The sequence below is a fragment of the Clostridium sp. MCC344 genome (assembly GCF_018785365.1).
GTDB lineage: Bacteria > Bacillota > Clostridia > Lachnospirales > Lachnospiraceae > Pilosibacter.
Map to the genome: position 1 here is coordinate 57,693 of NZ_WQPQ01000037.1, position 15,471 is coordinate 73,163.

The 15,471-nt window shown below is 46.9% G+C and carries 27 protein-coding genes and 1 pseudogene; 5 read left to right on the forward strand and 23 right to left on the reverse strand.

The annotated features are described in order from the left end of the window. The 16 genes from GPK90_RS10705 to GPK90_RS10780 all read right to left on the reverse strand — a co-directional run. Positions 1-217: hypothetical protein (locus GPK90_RS10705; RefSeq protein ID WP_215702939.1), on the reverse strand; the 217-nt coding region annotated here is incomplete at its 3' end. 5 nt (positions 218-222) lie between these two features. Further along, positions 223-447, reverse strand: coding sequence for a hypothetical protein (locus tag GPK90_RS10710; protein ID WP_215702940.1), 225 nt, complete (start codon positions 445-447; stop codon positions 223-225). A 9-nt stretch (positions 448-456) separates the two neighbouring features. Next, complete coding sequence (locus GPK90_RS10715) at positions 457-795, reverse strand: hypothetical protein (protein ID WP_215702941.1); 339 nt, start codon at positions 793-795, stop codon at positions 457-459. A 1-nt stretch (position 796) separates the two neighbouring features. Continuing rightward, the gene (locus GPK90_RS10720) at positions 797-1,108 is read right to left on the reverse strand and encodes a hypothetical protein (protein ID WP_215702942.1); all 312 of its coding nucleotides are present in this window, start codon (positions 1,106-1,108) and stop codon (positions 797-799) included. A gap of 2 nt (positions 1,109-1,110) precedes the next feature. Then, complete coding sequence (locus GPK90_RS10725) at positions 1,111-1,782, reverse strand: hypothetical protein (RefSeq protein WP_215702943.1); 672 nt, start codon at positions 1,780-1,782, stop codon at positions 1,111-1,113. After that, positions 1,782-2,906, reverse strand: coding sequence for a DUF1351 domain-containing protein (locus GPK90_RS10730; RefSeq protein ID WP_215702944.1), 1,125 nt, complete (start codon positions 2,904-2,906; stop codon positions 1,782-1,784). The genes GPK90_RS10725 and GPK90_RS10730 overlap by 1 nt, the downstream gene beginning before the upstream one ends. Before the next feature lie 10 nt (positions 2,907-2,916). Continuing rightward, the gene (locus tag GPK90_RS10735) at positions 2,917-3,366 is read right to left on the reverse strand and encodes a RusA family crossover junction endodeoxyribonuclease (RefSeq protein WP_346011243.1); all 450 of its coding nucleotides are present in this window, start codon (positions 3,364-3,366) and stop codon (positions 2,917-2,919) included. Positions 3,367-3,376: 10 nt separating this feature from the next. Next, the gene (locus GPK90_RS10740) at positions 3,377-3,646 is read right to left on the reverse strand and encodes a hypothetical protein (RefSeq protein ID WP_215702945.1); all 270 of its coding nucleotides are present in this window, start codon (positions 3,644-3,646) and stop codon (positions 3,377-3,379) included. A gap of 4 nt (positions 3,647-3,650) precedes the next feature. Next, entirely contained in the window at positions 3,651-4,505 is an 855-nt protein-coding gene (locus tag GPK90_RS10745; RefSeq protein ID WP_215702946.1) for an ATP-binding protein, read from the reverse strand. A 2-nt stretch (positions 4,506-4,507) separates the two neighbouring features. Continuing rightward, the gene (locus tag GPK90_RS10750; RefSeq protein ID WP_215702947.1) at positions 4,508-5,287 is read right to left on the reverse strand and encodes a phage replisome organizer N-terminal domain-containing protein; all 780 of its coding nucleotides are present in this window, start codon (positions 5,285-5,287) and stop codon (positions 4,508-4,510) included. A 19-nt stretch (positions 5,288-5,306) separates the two neighbouring features. After that, on the reverse strand, positions 5,307-6,104 hold the full coding sequence (locus GPK90_RS10755) for a PD-(D/E)XK nuclease-like domain-containing protein (RefSeq protein ID WP_215702948.1): 798 nt from the start codon (positions 6,102-6,104) through the stop codon (positions 5,307-5,309). An 11-nt stretch (positions 6,105-6,115) separates the two neighbouring features. Next, positions 6,116-7,066 (reverse strand): recombinase RecT, encoded by a 951-nt coding sequence (locus GPK90_RS10760; RefSeq protein ID WP_346011244.1) that lies wholly within the window; start codon positions 7,064-7,066, stop codon positions 6,116-6,118. A 358-nt stretch (positions 7,067-7,424) separates the two neighbouring features. Then, positions 7,425-7,724: a hypothetical protein gene (locus tag GPK90_RS10765; protein ID WP_049757235.1), complete on the reverse strand. Its 300-nt coding sequence runs from the start codon at positions 7,722-7,724 to the stop codon at positions 7,425-7,427. 14 nt (positions 7,725-7,738) lie between these two features. Further along, the gene (locus GPK90_RS10770; RefSeq protein ID WP_252197421.1) at positions 7,739-8,347 is read right to left on the reverse strand and encodes a cell wall hydrolase; all 609 of its coding nucleotides are present in this window, start codon (positions 8,345-8,347) and stop codon (positions 7,739-7,741) included. 30 nt (positions 8,348-8,377) lie between these two features. Next, on the reverse strand, positions 8,378-8,872 hold the full coding sequence (locus GPK90_RS10775) for a helix-turn-helix domain-containing protein (RefSeq protein WP_161117619.1): 495 nt from the start codon (positions 8,870-8,872) through the stop codon (positions 8,378-8,380). Positions 8,873-8,900: 28 nt separating this feature from the next. After that, complete coding sequence (locus GPK90_RS10780; RefSeq protein WP_215702950.1) at positions 8,901-9,317, reverse strand: helix-turn-helix transcriptional regulator; 417 nt, start codon at positions 9,315-9,317, stop codon at positions 8,901-8,903. Positions 9,318-9,558: 241 nt separating this feature from the next. Between GPK90_RS10780 and GPK90_RS10785 the strand changes: the two genes are divergently transcribed. Genes GPK90_RS10785 through GPK90_RS10805 form a run of 5 tightly spaced genes read left to right on the forward strand, consistent with a single transcriptional unit; the run spans position 9,559 to position 12,245 of the window. Continuing rightward, entirely contained in the window at positions 9,559-9,924 is a 366-nt protein-coding gene (locus GPK90_RS10785; RefSeq protein ID WP_012742976.1) for a helix-turn-helix domain-containing protein, read from the forward strand. Positions 9,925-9,965: 41 nt separating this feature from the next. After that, positions 9,966-10,259 (forward strand): hypothetical protein, encoded by a 294-nt coding sequence (locus GPK90_RS10790; protein ID WP_012742978.1) that lies wholly within the window; start codon positions 9,966-9,968, stop codon positions 10,257-10,259. Further along, complete coding sequence (locus tag GPK90_RS10795; RefSeq protein WP_275950584.1) at positions 10,249-10,575, forward strand: helix-turn-helix domain-containing protein; 327 nt, start codon at positions 10,249-10,251, stop codon at positions 10,573-10,575. The genes GPK90_RS10790 and GPK90_RS10795 overlap by 11 nt, the downstream gene beginning before the upstream one ends. Beyond that, complete coding sequence (locus GPK90_RS10800) at positions 10,553-11,128, forward strand: hypothetical protein (RefSeq protein ID WP_215702951.1); 576 nt, start codon at positions 10,553-10,555, stop codon at positions 11,126-11,128. Before GPK90_RS10795 ends, GPK90_RS10800 begins: the two co-directional genes overlap by 23 nt. Beyond that, positions 11,115-12,245, forward strand: coding sequence for a tyrosine-type recombinase/integrase (locus tag GPK90_RS10805; RefSeq protein ID WP_215702952.1), 1,131 nt, complete (start codon positions 11,115-11,117; stop codon positions 12,243-12,245). Before GPK90_RS10800 ends, GPK90_RS10805 begins: the two co-directional genes overlap by 14 nt. A gap of 224 nt (positions 12,246-12,469) precedes the next feature. Here the strand turns inward: GPK90_RS10805 and GPK90_RS10810 are convergent, their stop codons facing one another. From GPK90_RS10810 to GPK90_RS10840, 7 genes and pseudogenes are all read right to left on the reverse strand, one after another. Next, positions 12,470-13,558, reverse strand: coding sequence for a type I restriction enzyme HsdR N-terminal domain-containing protein (locus GPK90_RS10810; RefSeq protein WP_215702953.1), 1,089 nt, complete (start codon positions 13,556-13,558; stop codon positions 12,470-12,472). A gap of 6 nt (positions 13,559-13,564) precedes the next feature. Continuing rightward, positions 13,565-13,942, reverse strand: a complete 378-nt coding sequence (locus GPK90_RS10815; protein WP_215702954.1) for an MmcQ/YjbR family DNA-binding protein — start codon at positions 13,940-13,942, stop codon at positions 13,565-13,567. Continuing rightward, a complete protein-coding gene (locus tag GPK90_RS10820; protein ID WP_215702955.1) occupies positions 13,939-14,388 on the reverse strand; it encodes a WapI family immunity protein in 450 nt (149 codons plus the stop codon). Before GPK90_RS10820 ends, GPK90_RS10815 begins: the two co-directional genes overlap by 4 nt. 42 nt (positions 14,389-14,430) lie before the next feature. After that, the gene (locus tag GPK90_RS10825) at positions 14,431-14,652 is read right to left on the reverse strand and encodes a DUF4314 domain-containing protein (RefSeq protein WP_215702956.1); all 222 of its coding nucleotides are present in this window, start codon (positions 14,650-14,652) and stop codon (positions 14,431-14,433) included. 91 nt (positions 14,653-14,743) lie between these two features. Next, positions 14,744-14,926 (reverse strand): annotated as a pseudogene (locus GPK90_RS10830) (type IIL restriction-modification enzyme MmeI); the annotation flags it as partial. Between the two features lie 22 nt (positions 14,927-14,948). Continuing rightward, positions 14,949-15,173 carry a hypothetical protein gene (locus tag GPK90_RS10835; protein ID WP_215702958.1) on the reverse strand — a complete coding sequence of 75 codons (225 nt, stop codon included), beginning with the start codon at positions 15,171-15,173 and terminating at the stop codon, positions 14,949-14,951. Beyond that, positions 15,151-15,393 (reverse strand): helix-turn-helix domain-containing protein, encoded by a 243-nt coding sequence (locus GPK90_RS10840; protein ID WP_346011245.1) that lies wholly within the window; start codon positions 15,391-15,393, stop codon positions 15,151-15,153. Before GPK90_RS10840 ends, GPK90_RS10835 begins: the two co-directional genes overlap by 23 nt. Positions 15,394-15,471: the final 78 nt, after the last annotated feature.

Genomic DNA, 15,471 nt, shown 5'->3' on the forward strand with positions numbered 1-15,471 from the left:
TGACTGCAGTACCCTCAATTCTCATTTTTGGATAGCTCACCAGCACCGAACATTCCTGCGCTATTCTGTGCGCATTGTCTGAGATAACCTTCCGGACTCTCTTCTGATCTGCAACTGATGTTCGCTTACCGTTGACCGGTATCTTCCGGAACTTAGTCTGCATCTCAGTCTCTCCTTTGTATATCCGCTCATACACGTATAAGAAACCTCTTGCCATATCGCTTATCCTTCCTCTTCGTCCGCTACAATCTTTGCCTTTTCTCCGGTATCTTTGATCTCAAGCATCACGCCAGGCTTCAAATATGCGATCGCTACCGGATGCCCGAAGAAATCCTTTGCAGCTCTTCTCAGTTTTTTCTCATACTTTGCCATCTTCTTTGCAGCGTGTGCTCTTACCCATTCTCTCGCAAATTTCGCCTGTTCCATATCGCTCTCCGGTGTATTCATATTGCCTCCTTACCACTCGTCAATGTCTATCCATTTATCCGTGCCTTTTTCCTTGACTTCAAAATGATACTCGTCATATTTGCATTCAACTCCGAATATATCCGTATACCTTGTGCTAATGTATGATCGTATCTCTATCCCATACACTTCGCCTACATACTTTAATTCTTTGTCTATAGCCTCTTTTATTTCTTCCGATTCGCTGTAATAGCTGTCACCAGCTGGATTCCCGAATCTTTCTGCCACTCTTCTGCAGGAATCCAACACTCGTATCCTAAGCGTTTGTTTCCTTATCTGTCCTTTGAGTTCGTCTTTGACGATTGCACGTATTCTTTTTTCAAATAGCATACTACCTCCTATTTGGTTTCTTGATTTTCTCAATCTCCTGCAGGGAAGGTTTGCCTACGCACTTCTCCATTCCAGCCGCCAGTTCCTTTGCTCCTTGGTTATTCTTCTCAATCTCATTTGCCAGGTGGCGCAGGACTAAAACAATCAGTCCTGCATCATTCTTGGCGTATGGAGATATGCTGTCTATAACCCTCTCTGAGTAATACTGCAGGCCGTGGCTTACCAGGTTCATTGCCTGCTTGGTCTTGCCCTTTGCAATCAACTCATTGCCTCTGTCTACATAACTGCTCACTCTTGGTTTCATCAGTCCCATATCTACTCCTCCGGATCTTCGTAATCGTAACCTTCTGTGTCTGCATTACCCAGGATGTCGTCGGTAATATCCTCCGGCTCTTCCTCGTTAGGTTCCTCGTCCGGTGTATCTCCCGGCTCTTCGCCGTTCTCTTCCGCCTGTGTTTCTTCCCCAGCAGGCTTGGTGTCTGTTTCCTCTGTCTTCGCAGGCTTCTCTTCGTCTGCCGGTCCAGGTAACGCCGGTCTCACATCTGCATCGATGTATGTACCGTCGATAATATCCTCGTTTCCTTCGCCTTCCCGCTTCTGACCTTGCATGAAGTCTGAATCAAAAATCGTTCTCTGCTGGGTGTTCGCAATCGGCTGTAATACATAACAACCAGTCTCTTCATCCATAACCATCTCCATCTCGTTGTTGAGATTTCCGCCTTTCTCGTCGGTAATCTTTACTGCAGATGTGACTTTGTGCTTGAACTGCGGCTTGCTAATCTCCCTGGACTCTCCCTTGATATTCGGGTCGTAGTTCGGGATAAATTCCTTCACCATGGTAACGTCAATCTTAATTGTCATACTTCCTTCGTTGGACTGCTTCTCAATCATGTTTCCAAGAAGTCTCTGCAGAACAAAATTCATATCGTGCTTCATATTCTCGAAGGTATTGCTGTCGAAATCCAATTTCTTGTCAAAATCATTCATCACTTACTCTCCTTTGCAATCTTGCCGTATTTGATATTGTTCTCATTCATAAAAGCAATCAGTTTCCCCAGCTGCTCCTTAGTTCCGTCTGCAAAGAAACGTACTCTGTACTTCTTTTCCCGCTCAGGTTCTTCTTTTGGTGCAAACGGATCAACCACCTGCGCTGCTGGTGCCGCCTGCGTTTCTCCGGCTACTGCCTGGGCGAATGCCGATTTTTCAATAGACTCAATCGCCTTACCCATTTCGGACTGAGGTTCTGTCTGTTCGACTTCTGCGGCGGCTTCCTGTGCTTTCTTAGCTTCTGCCGCTTTACGCTCCGCTTCTTCTGCCTCACGCTTTGCCTGCTCCTCAGCTTTCTTCTGCTTGCGGATTTCTTCCTGGCGTTTTCTCTCAGCTTCTTCCTCGGCCTTACGGCGCTTGTCTGCTTCCAGTTTTTCTTCCAGGTCTGCCAGCCTCTTGTTCTCTGCCAGTGCCTTGCTGAGGTCCAGGGTCTTGATATACACATCCTTCGCATTCAGCTTATACTTACTATCCAGGCTGTCGATAGTCTCCAAATCCGTCTTAACCGTGTCGATCTTGTCCACGATTTCCTTCTGTGCGGTTACCAGCTTATATGTCTGATTAAGGTAACGGCTGTCGAAAATCTTTTCAAACGGCAATACCTCGGCCAAATCTCCGATATTTTCATCGTAGGTAGCCTTGATAGCCTCTTTCTTTTCTTCCTTCTGTTTTTCCTCGAACGCCTTTACCTGCTGGTCGATCAGTGCGACCGGCTCATTGATAAGTGCCGTGATTTCATTTAACTCTGCCTCGAACACTGCATAAGGTTTATTGATGATGTTCTTTACCTGTTTTCTTCTCTCCTCAATAGCCTTAATGAGCTTGTTCAGCTCTGCCCTGTCATTCTTCGCTGCCTTAATGTTTTCCTCGGTGTAAACCACATTCTCGTAACCAGCAATCTTGGCTCTTACTGCAGCCTCCAGCTCTTCCTTGTTCCACTGAATGCGTCTGAGAAAACCATCCTCTGTCGGGTTAATCAGTCTGAACTCCATTTTCCCTGCCGGTACTACCGCTGTCTCAACAACTTCTGCTTCCACTGTTTCAGTTTTCTTTCTTCCTGCCATTGTCTACCTCCTAAATTTGATCCGGTCCTACGACCTTTATCATCACATCAACCCTCGGCGTTTCTGAGTAAAACTTCCTTACCTGTGCGTCCACGACTGCTGAATCATCGTGGTACGCTACCAGGTTTAGACTGTCGCAAACAATCTTGCCGATATTATCCCAGTCCGGCTTCTTGGTTGGTCTGATCCTGTGTTCCAACATTTCCCTGCGCTTCTTCTTGCTGGTGGACTTCGGAATTTCGTAATATGCAATTATCCTTACATCCAGCATTGCCCCTTCCGGAAACATCTTTCCTTTGGCTGCTCCGTTATAAAACAGCTTCACCAGGTTTTCATAACTGGTGGTCTCTTTCGGAGTGTACGTCTTGACATACGCCCCTGTTCTTGAAAACTTCGGTCTCTGTTTCCCGAATGGCTGTCCCGGTATTGTAAAACGAATCTGCTTCATATCTTCATCCACTTTCTGCCTCCTATGCCTTGTCGCCAATCTCGGCCGACATCTTATCCGTCACCTTCTTGGCTGTCACCTTCGTTTTTCCGCTTGTTGCTTTGTAGAGTTCTGCCTTGTCTGTGCCTTCCTCCACATACACCTTCAAGTAGTAATCTAACTGCTTTCCGGTCTCTGTCTTTTTTCTCTTCCCTGGCCCGACGGTATAACCGTTCTCGTGCAGGATTGTCGTAACCGTCTTGCGATCTTCCAGCTTGTCAATGCTAATTTCTGCCACCTTAATCAATCCCATGCTGTTATTCCTCCATTAAATTCTTCATGGCATCGAACCTCTTCGACGCCGCCTTTTCTCTCCAACTTCTGCCTGCAAACCTTACCGGAAAGCACATCTCAAATATTCTGTCGTAGATACGTCTGTATCGAATGTCCTCTGTCTCCTGCATATCCTTCAATGTCATATTCGTAGTGAGGATCAGCGGCTTTCCGGATAAATACCTGCTGTCGATGATGTTGTACACCTTCTCTAACGCATAATCGGTACTTCTCTCTGCTCCCAGGTCGTCGATAATCAGCAGCTTTGCTGCATTCAGTCCCGCCATTATTCTCTCTTCCTCGTCGGGGTTGCCCTGGATGTTCTGCAGTATCTTCACGAATGATGTCATAACCACCGGGATCATCTGATCCAGCAGCTCATTCGCAATACAGGCGGCCGTGTAACTTTTCCCGGTTCCGACCGTCCCCCAAAACAACATCCCTTGGCGTTTCTCGTACATTTCATCAAACCTTTTCACGTAATTGCCTGCAAGGTTGTAGATTTTCTGATTGTCTCCGTTCACCTGGTATCCGTCCAGCCTTGCTGCTTTCAGCTTGGCATCCATAAGACTGCTGGCTTTCAGCCTTTCCAAGCGCTGCATTTCCTGCCTCTTCTTTTCTTCCTCTTCCTTACGCTTGTTCTCCTCAACCTTGCACTTGCAGATGCATGGAACGATCATCTCCTTGTCTCCGGTAAAATCCGATGCAGGCAACCTGGTCTGCTTTTTGGTTCTGCAGACTCCGCAGTAAAGCAGTCCGTCTTTGCCGATGTAGTCGCCCTTATTCTGCTCTGTCTCGAATGCTTCTGCAGGTAAAACCTTCTGCAAATCCAAATTCATCGTCACTCACTCCTTCCAAACGGATTCTCATTGTCGTCGTACTCAGCTTCTCTCTGAACCGGCTTGTCCTTTGGCAGATAGTCCAGGAACGGCGTTGACTCTCCTAAGAATGTCTTGCCGTGCTTTATGTACATTGTCTCCGTTCTCTGCTTCTTGCACTGTGCCGCATAGTTCTTTACTGCTTCATACAACTGCTCATGTGAGAAACCATCTTCCAGGCGTGCCTTATACTTCTTGTATGCCTGTCCTTTATCAACCTTCCTTGGGTACGCCTCCCACAATTCCTCGAAATCCGTGGTGTAATTACCAATCGCCTTATTTGACTTCTGTTCTGCAGGTAGTACCGGTTCTTTCGACTCCGGAAGTTCCGGTGTTTCTGTGCTTTCTCCTGCCAGTGCTTCCTTCTCGGCCTTCATGCGGTTGTAATATTCTCTCTGCCTGTCAGCCTCACTGGACGACTGGCCGATGAAGTTCTGAATATCCATCATGTAAATTGCTCCGTTATCTAGCATCTCGATTAAATCCAGCTTCTTGAATACATCCAACGCTTTCTCGACGGTGCCTACCTGGTGCCCTGTCAAAGTTGCCAGGATTTCCGGCGTGTACGGAATCACATTTCTATACATCAACCTGCCGGAATTGCTCAGGCTTTTCAGATAGAGTTTCAGCAGGATATTGCTGTATAAATATCCATCCTTCATGCTCTCCAAAATCTTCATCTCGTCCGTGTCGAAAAAGTCCTCTTTCAGCTTTAGGTAGTAATACTTTCTGTTGTCTGCCATTCATTCACCGCCTATCTCCTTAAATGCCTGCTGTCAAGTCCATAATCGAGATCGGCTTCTTTAACACTCTGTTGTGTCTGCAGCAATCGCACAATTCGCATCTGTCCGGTTCAACCTCTCCGTTCTTGACTCTGAGGATTCTCGGCATATTCATCTCTACCATGTGCAACGCTTCCTGCAGGTAGTTGTCTGTTACGTGGATAATGCGGATGTCCGGCTCTGTCTGCTTCGTTGCTCCTGCAATGAAGAACGGCAACTTCTCGCCGGTATTCTGTCTCACGATTTCCTGGTAGACCGCACCCTGGATGTCGTAACCCCAGTAACGGACAAAATCGAGGTAGCCGATGTCTTTTACCCACTTCAAATCCGTAATGGATGCCATAACCTTCAAATCAACGATGGCCACTCCCGGAATGTATGAGTCCATCTTAATCTTCCACTTCGCTCCGAACAGTTCTCCTGTCATAATAACCTGCTTCTGACCGCTCATATACTTCATGAAGTATTCGTCTCGCTCGATACGGGCGATGATTTCCTCTGCCTGCTTGAAGTTCGCCTTTAGCTCTCCCTTCTGAGTGAAGATTTCCGGATTGTCCTTTTTGAACTGTTCCAGGCTTCCCTCAAAATAACTGTCTACATAACTTCCTACCAGCAGCGCTGTACTCTTTTCGTCCTCCCAGCGTCCGTTCAATTTCTCCATTCCGTAGAACTCGCAAGGCATTTTGCCGTAGGTTCCGGCAAAATCCTTGTACCCCGATACGCTCATGTACTCCTGGTTAGCCTCCTGGCTATAATAATTTTCTGATGTCAGCTGCATTCTTCTTCCTCCTATTCAACCTCTTCCAAATCTAAGCCACCGATCTGTTGTTCCTCTTCTTTATGCTCGATATTACCGAACGGGTCCTGTGCCTCTACGATGTCCGGCTGGTTGTCACCGTAACTTCCTTCGCCGTCCTCGTCGTAAACCTTCTGATCGTCCTGGATTGCTCTCTGCATATCCACTGACAAAATACCCCACTTGCTGAGGAGCATCTTGATAACCGTCTTTAATGCCATTGCCTCAAAATCTGTCGTCCACGTACTGCCCTTCTTGTTATTTTCCAGGTCGTATCTGTACGCTGTCGAATACTTGCGGGCATGGTTCTCAACCTCTGCCGTTGTCATAAACAGTTCTTTTCTAAAACCGGTCAATAACTTAAACCAAGCATAATAGCCAGCGATGTTCTCCGATTTTCTTTCGACTCTCTGCGTACACTTCGAGAAGTCCGTCACAAACTCAACCTCTCCGGTAATCGGATTGTATGAAACCAGCTCGTCCTTATAGACAACCGAGTAGTTCATCTTTTCATAATATCCGGAGCGGATCGCCAGCTGGATAAATCCCTTGTACATCATCTGAAACTGTGCTTCCGGATGTTTCTCCCACTGTCTCGTCTGCTGATTGTACTTATTGTTGTTGTAAGGCACGATTGCCGCAAACCCTAAATTGCTGTCAATCGGCAAATCGTAGGTTGCTGCTACAAACGCTGCGCTCATGATCGTTGTTGCCGGGCATTTCTTTAACTGTGCTGATCCAGCAACCACATTCGTAATGGATGCTAAAAACTGCGGTGCTTTCTGCCCTAAGACTTCCGTAAATTTCTTCTTTACTGCGTCCTGGGAAATCATGCTCTTAACCTGCGCTGCTACACTTAACTGCGTTCCCTGCTGTGTTGCCACTGCATTCTGTTCTGCCATACTACCTTTCCTCCTTTTCTGCTTCCGTGAGGCTTTCGCCACACAACTTTAATATTTCTTCTGCGCTCATATCATCCACGCATTCTTCGCAAATCTTCCCTTCCGGAGAATCCCAAAACTTATCTCCTACCAGGATTCCGTACCCGCATTTCACGCATTCGTGAACCGGTACCGGCTCCGGTGCGTTCGGGCATCTTGGATGGCATGGGTTCATACCGCATTCTGCACACATATTCCTTCTGCCTCCAATCTTCTCAAAAACGTCGTAGCGTTTACCGAGCATCTGAACAGATAGTTCTTAACCTCGTCCTTGAATAACAACGGCAGGTATTCCTCTCTGTTCTCAATCTTGCTTATATCCATCTTCCGGTTGCACAACCATAAGATTTGCTCAGCCTCTTCATCTGAGATGTGAATTTCTTTCTCTCTGTACTCGTCTACGATTTTCTGCAACTCTTCGCTCATAGGCTTTCTCCTCTCTCCATTCTTCGATGAAGTCCGGCAGGTACATTCTCGCCTCATTTACGAAATATCCGACGATCAACACCACTGGTAAAACCAGCCACTCACCGCCGTAGGCTTTATAGCCTCTCTCGATGTACGCTGCTTCAACCGATACTTTTGTGAGGACCAGTCCCAGGCTTACCCAAAACCAATACAGTCTCACAAATCTTCTGACTTTCTTTCTAAATCTTCTCATACCGCCTGTTCCTTTCACTTATAGAAGTAATGCTTGCCGTACTTGAAAAGAAATTCCAAATTCTCGCTGTGCCACTTACTGTCGCTCTTGCTCTCAAAATACAAAGCATCCTGGCTTTCATTCCAATGGTCTACCTGGATCAGCTTCAATGCTTCGTAGCACTCTTCGTCCGGCTCTACTGCGTCGTATCTTCCGTTTGCTACTGGACTGAACTGGTTCTTCTGAAAAATCACTTCCTCGATTGTGTCCGGGAACTCATCGCTCCAAACTCTGTTGAGGACTACCAGCATAACCAGTGCCTTTCCTTTCACGCCTTCACTCTCAGCTTCGGCCATTGCTATCTTGCATAGCAGGTAAGAATCGTCCTTGTCCCAATCCATACTTGCAATCAACGGTTCTTCTGTCTCAACTGCCTTTGCTGTCTCCGTTGGCTGCGTTGCCTCTTCAACCTCCGGCATATACGTCGTCTCTGCCACTTCCTCTGTGGCTATGTAGACCGGCCGGCTTTTTTCTTTCTCCTGCCCGAGCGTTTCTGAAATGCCACTTACTGCAAAACAGGCAGCTCCGACCATCGTTGCCATTCTTGCCGCAAACAATATTCTTCGCTTACTTGCTTTCTTCAATTCTGAACTCCTTTCCGGCGTTGCTCCGGCTTACTTGCCGTTCAAATACTTCTCTCCGGCAATTTTCATTTCACTTATTACCTCTGCCATCTTTTCGAGCTGCCCGATGATTTTTTCCAAGGCTGGTAATTCGTCCTTTGTGATTTTTCCATCTGCAGTTATCTCGATCAGACTGTCTCGCATATTCTTCAATGAATCCTCATTGAAGTTCTGCAAAAGCCTTAATGCAATTCCTTCTAAACTTTTCTCTTCGGTTGCCAGTGGTAGGAATCCGTGTACCGGGCATTCTCGCATACAGTACCCAGTAATCAATTCCGGGGCGTTGTAGAGGTCAGCCATAAGCACCACCTTGTCCACCGGGACAACCTTCGTATTGCCAAGCTCATAATCTGCCAATGTTGAAACCGATATTCCCAACAGTTCTGCAGCTCCTTCACGGCTCCATAGTCTCTCGTTGTATGTTGCCGCCTTTTTCCTGGCCTGGAAATACATATTTGTGTTCTCGTTTGTAGGGCCTCTTCCCATTTCTTGTTACCTACCCTTCCGCTATAATTTACTTATCAGCTGGAACAGCGACCAGGTGGATTCCGAGCAGGTTATTCACCCCGCTTACGATTGCTTCGTTCATCATCTTGCCGTTAATTACCAGTGACAGCCGATCCCTGGAGACATCCAGCTGCTTCGCCAGCTCATTGATGGTCATGCTCTGTTTTACCAGTTCCACCTTCACTGTCTGGCACCATTCATCGGACGGTGTTTCGGTTCTCTCCGGCAGTCCTTCCGTTCCAAGCACTTCGTTGATCTTCTCAGCGATTACCTTGTAACTTGAATTGGAATATCTGCCGTTGACTACCTGGGAAACAGTCGCATTGCTGTAACCGATTTTTTCGGCCAGCTGCTTCAATGTCATATCGTGGTCGATTACTGCTTTTTTAACAGCTTTGCCCCACTGTGATGTTTCCTGCTTCATGCTTGCGTTTCACTCCTTTCTCGCATTTGTGTAAAAACTATTTATCTTTTCTGATTTGCGTGCTATAATGTAAGTAAACCTCTTTACAAACTCGCAAACAGACGCGCGAAATACAAGTACAATCTCTCGGCTCGCAACTTTGAGTTGTTTTGTATTTCATGTATTTATTATAGCACGTATCTGCGAGTTTGTAAATGTTTTTGCTCTTATTTGCGTATTATTTTTACCACGGAGGTTGCCTATGGAAATCATCGAAAGAATCACTGAAACCCTTGAAAAAACGGACAAAAAGGCTACTGATCTGTGCGACCGCCTCGGCATTCGGACATCTACGATGTCTACCTGGAAAACTCGCAATAGCGACCCGCCAGCGAAATACATCAAACCGATTGCAGACTTCCTTGGCGTGTCAGTTCATTACCTATTGACCGGCGAAGAGGCTCCTGCCCGCAAGCTCACCACTGCAGAAGAGGACGAACTTCTCGAACTGTACCGGGCATTGCCACAGAACAAACAATTTGAGTTTATCGGGGAACTCAAGGGATTTCTGAAAGCCTATACAGAGTCTCAGAAATACCTCGACAAAGAAAAAAGATTATCAGTTTAGAATGGTACCGGCTTTACGGCCGGTACTGAGGAGATGTGCCTATGAATAACAAATACTTTGAGCTGGCACGCAATGAGGAGAGGTCCGGGAACGATGCCGCTGCATTACTTCTTTATCTCTCCTCTTTTTGTGACAGTTGCAATCACGGCACCAGGAATCGCTCCTACGGTGTCGTAGCAAAGATCCGGCACCTGCAGCACCGGCTTATGCTCACTGACCTGCAGTTGTTCGGATTGGTTCACTCATACGGTCCGCTTACGGACTCTGAGTGCAAGAAACTTTTAGACTGTTCCATACGCGGTACCGGTATCTCCGGTTACGCCTATGGATATTAACAAATTCTCAGAGCGTCTTTCGCATTGTATGCAGGAACACCACTTGAACGGTAACGACCTTGCCGCTCTTTCCGGTGTGACTGCCGCTACAATCTCACGCTACCTCAACGGACTGCGGACACCGACCGTCGATAATGTCATTCTACTAGCTGATGCCCTCGATGTGTCCGTAGATTACCTTCTTGGACTGCATAATGTCCCGGACGATAAAATGCTCGTGTCCTTGTATTCCGTCGCTTCCAGCGACGATAAGCGTGTCCTATGGACGCTCCTGGAAAGATACGGAGGAAACCATGGAACAACTAAACGGCAATGAACCATTTACCCTGCACGGTTCCGATACTTCTATCATGCTGCAGGATTTTTGGCGTTGGGCGTATTCTGATCTGCTCAACAATACCCACCGTGGAGTGCTTGCCGAATTTCTCGTGCACTCTGCCCTGGAAACAAAAGATGTCGCACGTGCCGACTGGTTACCGTTCGACCTTACTTCTCCTTCCGGTCTCCGGATTGAGGTCAAGTCGTCTGCTTATCTGCAGGCGTGGACTCCGGAAGATGTGTTCTCGCAGATTAGCTTCGACATTGCAAAGAAATTTGCCTGGGATGGAGCTACCTACGCCTCTATGGCTATGCGTAACAGTGATTTGTATGTGTTCTGCGTCTTTACCGCTCGTACACGTGATGTTTCAATTCTTGATCTCGACTACTGGGACTTTTATGTTCTACCTACCTCGGTTCTTAATGAGAAGGTGCCGGAGCAAAAAACAATCACGCTCTCTTCCCTCCTTAAACTCGAACCAGTAAAAACGGATTTCACCGGCCTGCCTGCGGTTGTGGAATCAGTAAGGTTACCGAATGAAGCTACCTAACGGCTACGGCAGTGTGACAAAACTTTCCGGAAACCGCCGTAAACCTTACCTGGCTCGTGTTACTCTCGGCTGGATCACGGACGAACAGACCGGAAAGACCGTACAAAACCGTGTTCCTCTTGGAACATTCAAGACTAAGAAGGAAGCTCTGCAGGCACTCGCTGAGTATGGAGCTAATCCTTACGATATACAAAATGCCGCTATGACCCTGGCGGAACTCTACGACAAATGGACTGCAGCTTACTTCCCTACCCTGGAAAGCGAATCATCCTGCCGTACCATCAAGTCAGCGTGGAGTTACTGCCACGCAATTGCCGGGATGCGTGTTAAGGATCTGCGTGCCCGCCACATCAAAGGCATAATGGAAGATGGCTACATCATTCCTTCACGTGGAGCCAATAAGGGCGAAAAGGTGCTTGCGTCTGCAGGTACCAAATCCCGGATCAAGTCTATGTTTAATTTAATGTTGGACTATGCGCTCGAATATGAGCTTGTTGATAAGAACTACGCCCGCACATTTGAACTGTCGGACGACATCATCAAAGAAAAAGAAGAAGCAAAGCGTGGCCACATCATCTTCCAGGACTCAGAGATGCAGACGCTTTGGGGAAACGTCGGCAAAATCCGGTTCGTGGACTGGGTTCTCATACAGTGCTACATGGGATGGCGACCGCAAGAACTCGCCATATTGGAACTAGAGGACGTGCATCTTGACGAACGCTATATTGTCGGTGGTATGAAAACACAGGCCGGGCGACACCGTATGGTGCCTATCCACCCGAAAATATTTGACCTGGTTAAGAAAAACTACGACTATGCCCTTGAACTTGGAAGCCACCGGCTCTTTAATGATCCGGATTCTCCGAAGGGCGGCATGTCAATCACCTACGACAAATATGCCGGCCGTTTCGATAAAGTGATCGCCGCTCTCAAACTCAGAGACGATCATCGACCGCATGACCCTCGAATGACATTCATCACCATGGCAAAGAAAGCCGAGGTTGACGAATACACTATCAAAAAACTTGTCGGTCACAGAATCACCGACATAACAGAGGCGGCTTATACAGACCGTGACTTAGAGTGGCTCAGAGCCGAACTGGAAAAGATGCCGTAACCCTCGTGGTTGCGGTATTTCCGCTTTCTGCAGGTAGCTAAAAAAGTGTTACCTTCTCTGTGTTTCCTACTTGTTACCTACCGGTTTCCTACTTTCCCATTTTCACCACTTTTTACAGCATCTCACACCCGATTTCATTTTTTCCACTTCCAGGCACAAAAAAGTACCGCAATCGCTGTGATTACGGTACTTCCTGGATTTAACGTCTTTTCAATTTGTAAAGTCTATTTAGAACTTACCAGCCTTTGCAGCTTCCCGAGAAAAAACTGTTTTCCGGATATCAGCTCCGGCGCCTTATCTTCCACAAATGCCCGCAGTTCATCCACCTTTCCAGATCCAATCTTCCCGACGGCGATTCGCCCATGATGATAGAAAAAGCAGTTCTTTCCGACTACACGGACATTATCATCCAACACAAGCTGTAAAGCATGATGAGCCGTTTTTTCATTGTCGATAGCTACGTTTAATACCGTCTTATTGACGTCCTGGTGCGCCGATGTCACGTAGATGCTAAGACCAATGGAGACGATCTCGGTACTGCCCCTGTACTCCACCAGGAAGGAACGGTATGGGCCGGAAAACTTTCCGCCGGACGCATTCCCGTATTCCAGAAGACGCACCCCTAAGTCCTCTTTCATCTTAAAAAGTCCATAATTTCCTTGTGGGAACCGATGCTCCGGGTAGAGCAGACACTCCCAGAGGTTTGTTGCCGCTTTCAGGACTGGCTCCGGTGTAGCGTCACCCATCTCAGACCAGATGTAGTCCTTCCACCTGTTTCCATCCATAATTTCTTTCCAGGTAAGACGTTCCGGAATTTCCAATGGCTTTAAATATGTATATGCTCCCTGCAGGATCTTTTCGTATGGCGGCAGCCCATCAACCGGCTGATAGTCACCGGTTTTCTCATCATAATGATAACAGAACGTCTCCACTCCATTTGTCATGACCATGTAATAGCATCCCAGCTTATCGGAATAATCCACCATCTGATCGGACGTCTTTACTCCAAGGAGCGTGCCCGGAGCCTTGCATTCAATCACGACCAGCGGATGAATCAGGTGATCTTCCGTCGATATGGCATCCACGATAATGTCCGCTCTCCGCCTGGTATCAATGCCATAATGAGACAGGTGTTCCTCCACCCGAATCATATCGGCCGGCACTTCGCATTCGTGCAAAAGCCACTGGATCACCTGCTGTCGAACGGTCTCTTCCGGTGTAATATAGATCAGCTTCTGCCGTACCGGGTCCAGGTAGCACTCCCTGTCATTCCGCCGGAACACAGGAGGCAGTTTTTCTTTTGTAAAATCCATCGCTTACTACGCCTTTCTGCTTTTGACACTTTTCTTTTGTGCTGTCGCCTGGTAACTCCAGTCAATCAGATTTTTGATGGTCTCATCATTCTCTGAGTCTGCAAGTAAAATCGAAAGCCAATTTTCCTTGTTCATATGGTATGCAGGATAAAATCCTTGCTGCTGCCGCAGATAACTGGAAAGGACAGGATCACATTTGACGTTCAGAATCTCAACCTGTTTTCTGGGAGAAAGCCCAAGTTTACCTCCATCTACCGTCATAATGAGTCCGTACCATTTGTTGTTATCAGCATGGCGAAGCACCGCGTTATTGTGATTCCAGGGATAATCCGGTGCTGTGTGATACTGCCTGCGGCAATATTCCAATACTTCTTCTCTTGTCATTTCTTTACACTCTCTTTGATCGGATATTTTTTACTAAGCATCTTCAGCTCTTCCAAAATATCTTTCGCTGTCTCCACGGTGAACGACTCTGCAAGCCGGCGATCCTTCCAGATTCCATCCGTGGTATCATACACAAAACTAATACCGATGCCAATATCCTCTCCAACTTTCATGAAAGAGAACTTCAAATACGGTTCCAAAAATTCAGACACATATAAGGACTCTTCGCCATTGATAACCTTCTCCAGTTCTCTAATGACGTCGTATAGTTCCCACGTTAAAAGGCATGGATCTGTATATTCCTGCGAGCCATCGGAATCTGAATATGTAATCTTAACCATAAGCCAATTGGCAGCATAATCACCATCGCCATCTGGTTTTTCCCATGGATATTGATAGCTGTCAATACTGAATACGATTTCTTTTCCCTGATTACGGATATTCATAAGCCAGCCTCTTTTCTACCTGATTCACTATATATGCTCCAATTACCTAACTATCTTCTTTACCTTATCGATTCCACGAATGATATGCTGATTGCAACAGTTATCCCAGTCAATGATGAGACCGCCCTTTTCCTCTACGCTGCGGACAGTTCCACGGGTACCGATCGGCAATTCTTCCGGTCTATCCGTTTTAATCAGTTCAATTCTGGTGCCTTCCGGGTATACGAGTTTCAGCCTCTTAACAATAATTTCTTCTGCGTACATCAAAAACCTTCCTGCCTACTTTGCTGTCAATTCCTGATACATCTTCATAAGAGCTGCCACACAGCTGCTTTCCGTGGTAGTTTTAATGTCAAAACCATGTATGATCTAAATGGACCTGTTCTTCGAACGTAATAAACTGCTCTGCATGATCCACACCGTATACGTCATGCAACAGGGACAGCCAGAAGGACTGGCTCTCTCCCTTTTCATATCCTTTTCCGCTCCAATACTCCGCAAATGCTTTTGCGGTTGCTTTCTGTTGCGTATCTGTCATATTCATTTTCCCCTCTTTTTTCTTACAAGAGGACGTATTCTTCTTTCCCACTATGGTCCTTCACAATATCCCAATAGTCACGGCATACGGCCTGAATATACGGTTCCGCATCATCCCGGGAGCACTCTTTCACGCTTCCAGTCTGCCTGTCAAAGAGGACCGTGAAGAAGTTTTCCCGGTCTCCTTCGATGTGTACCTGCATTGAGACGCAGTCTGCCGCTCTTTCAATGTTCCTTATCGTTATCATGGTTATCCTCTCCATAGACATATTCCAAAATATCGCCCGGCTGCACTTGTAAGAGCCCGCATACCACATCGAGCGTATGGATCCCCTGAATATGCCCCTTGCGGAACGCCTGTATGGCTGATTCGCCAATGAGTTTTTCACTACGGAGGCGATGGCTGCTATATCCGGCTTCCTTCAATGCCCTTAATATGTCTATCTTACATTTGATCGTCACCAGCACCCCCTCAATTCTTTATACACTATTATCAGTATAAGTCCAATTTACGATCCTGACAATCCGTTTCCACTATTTTCAGTA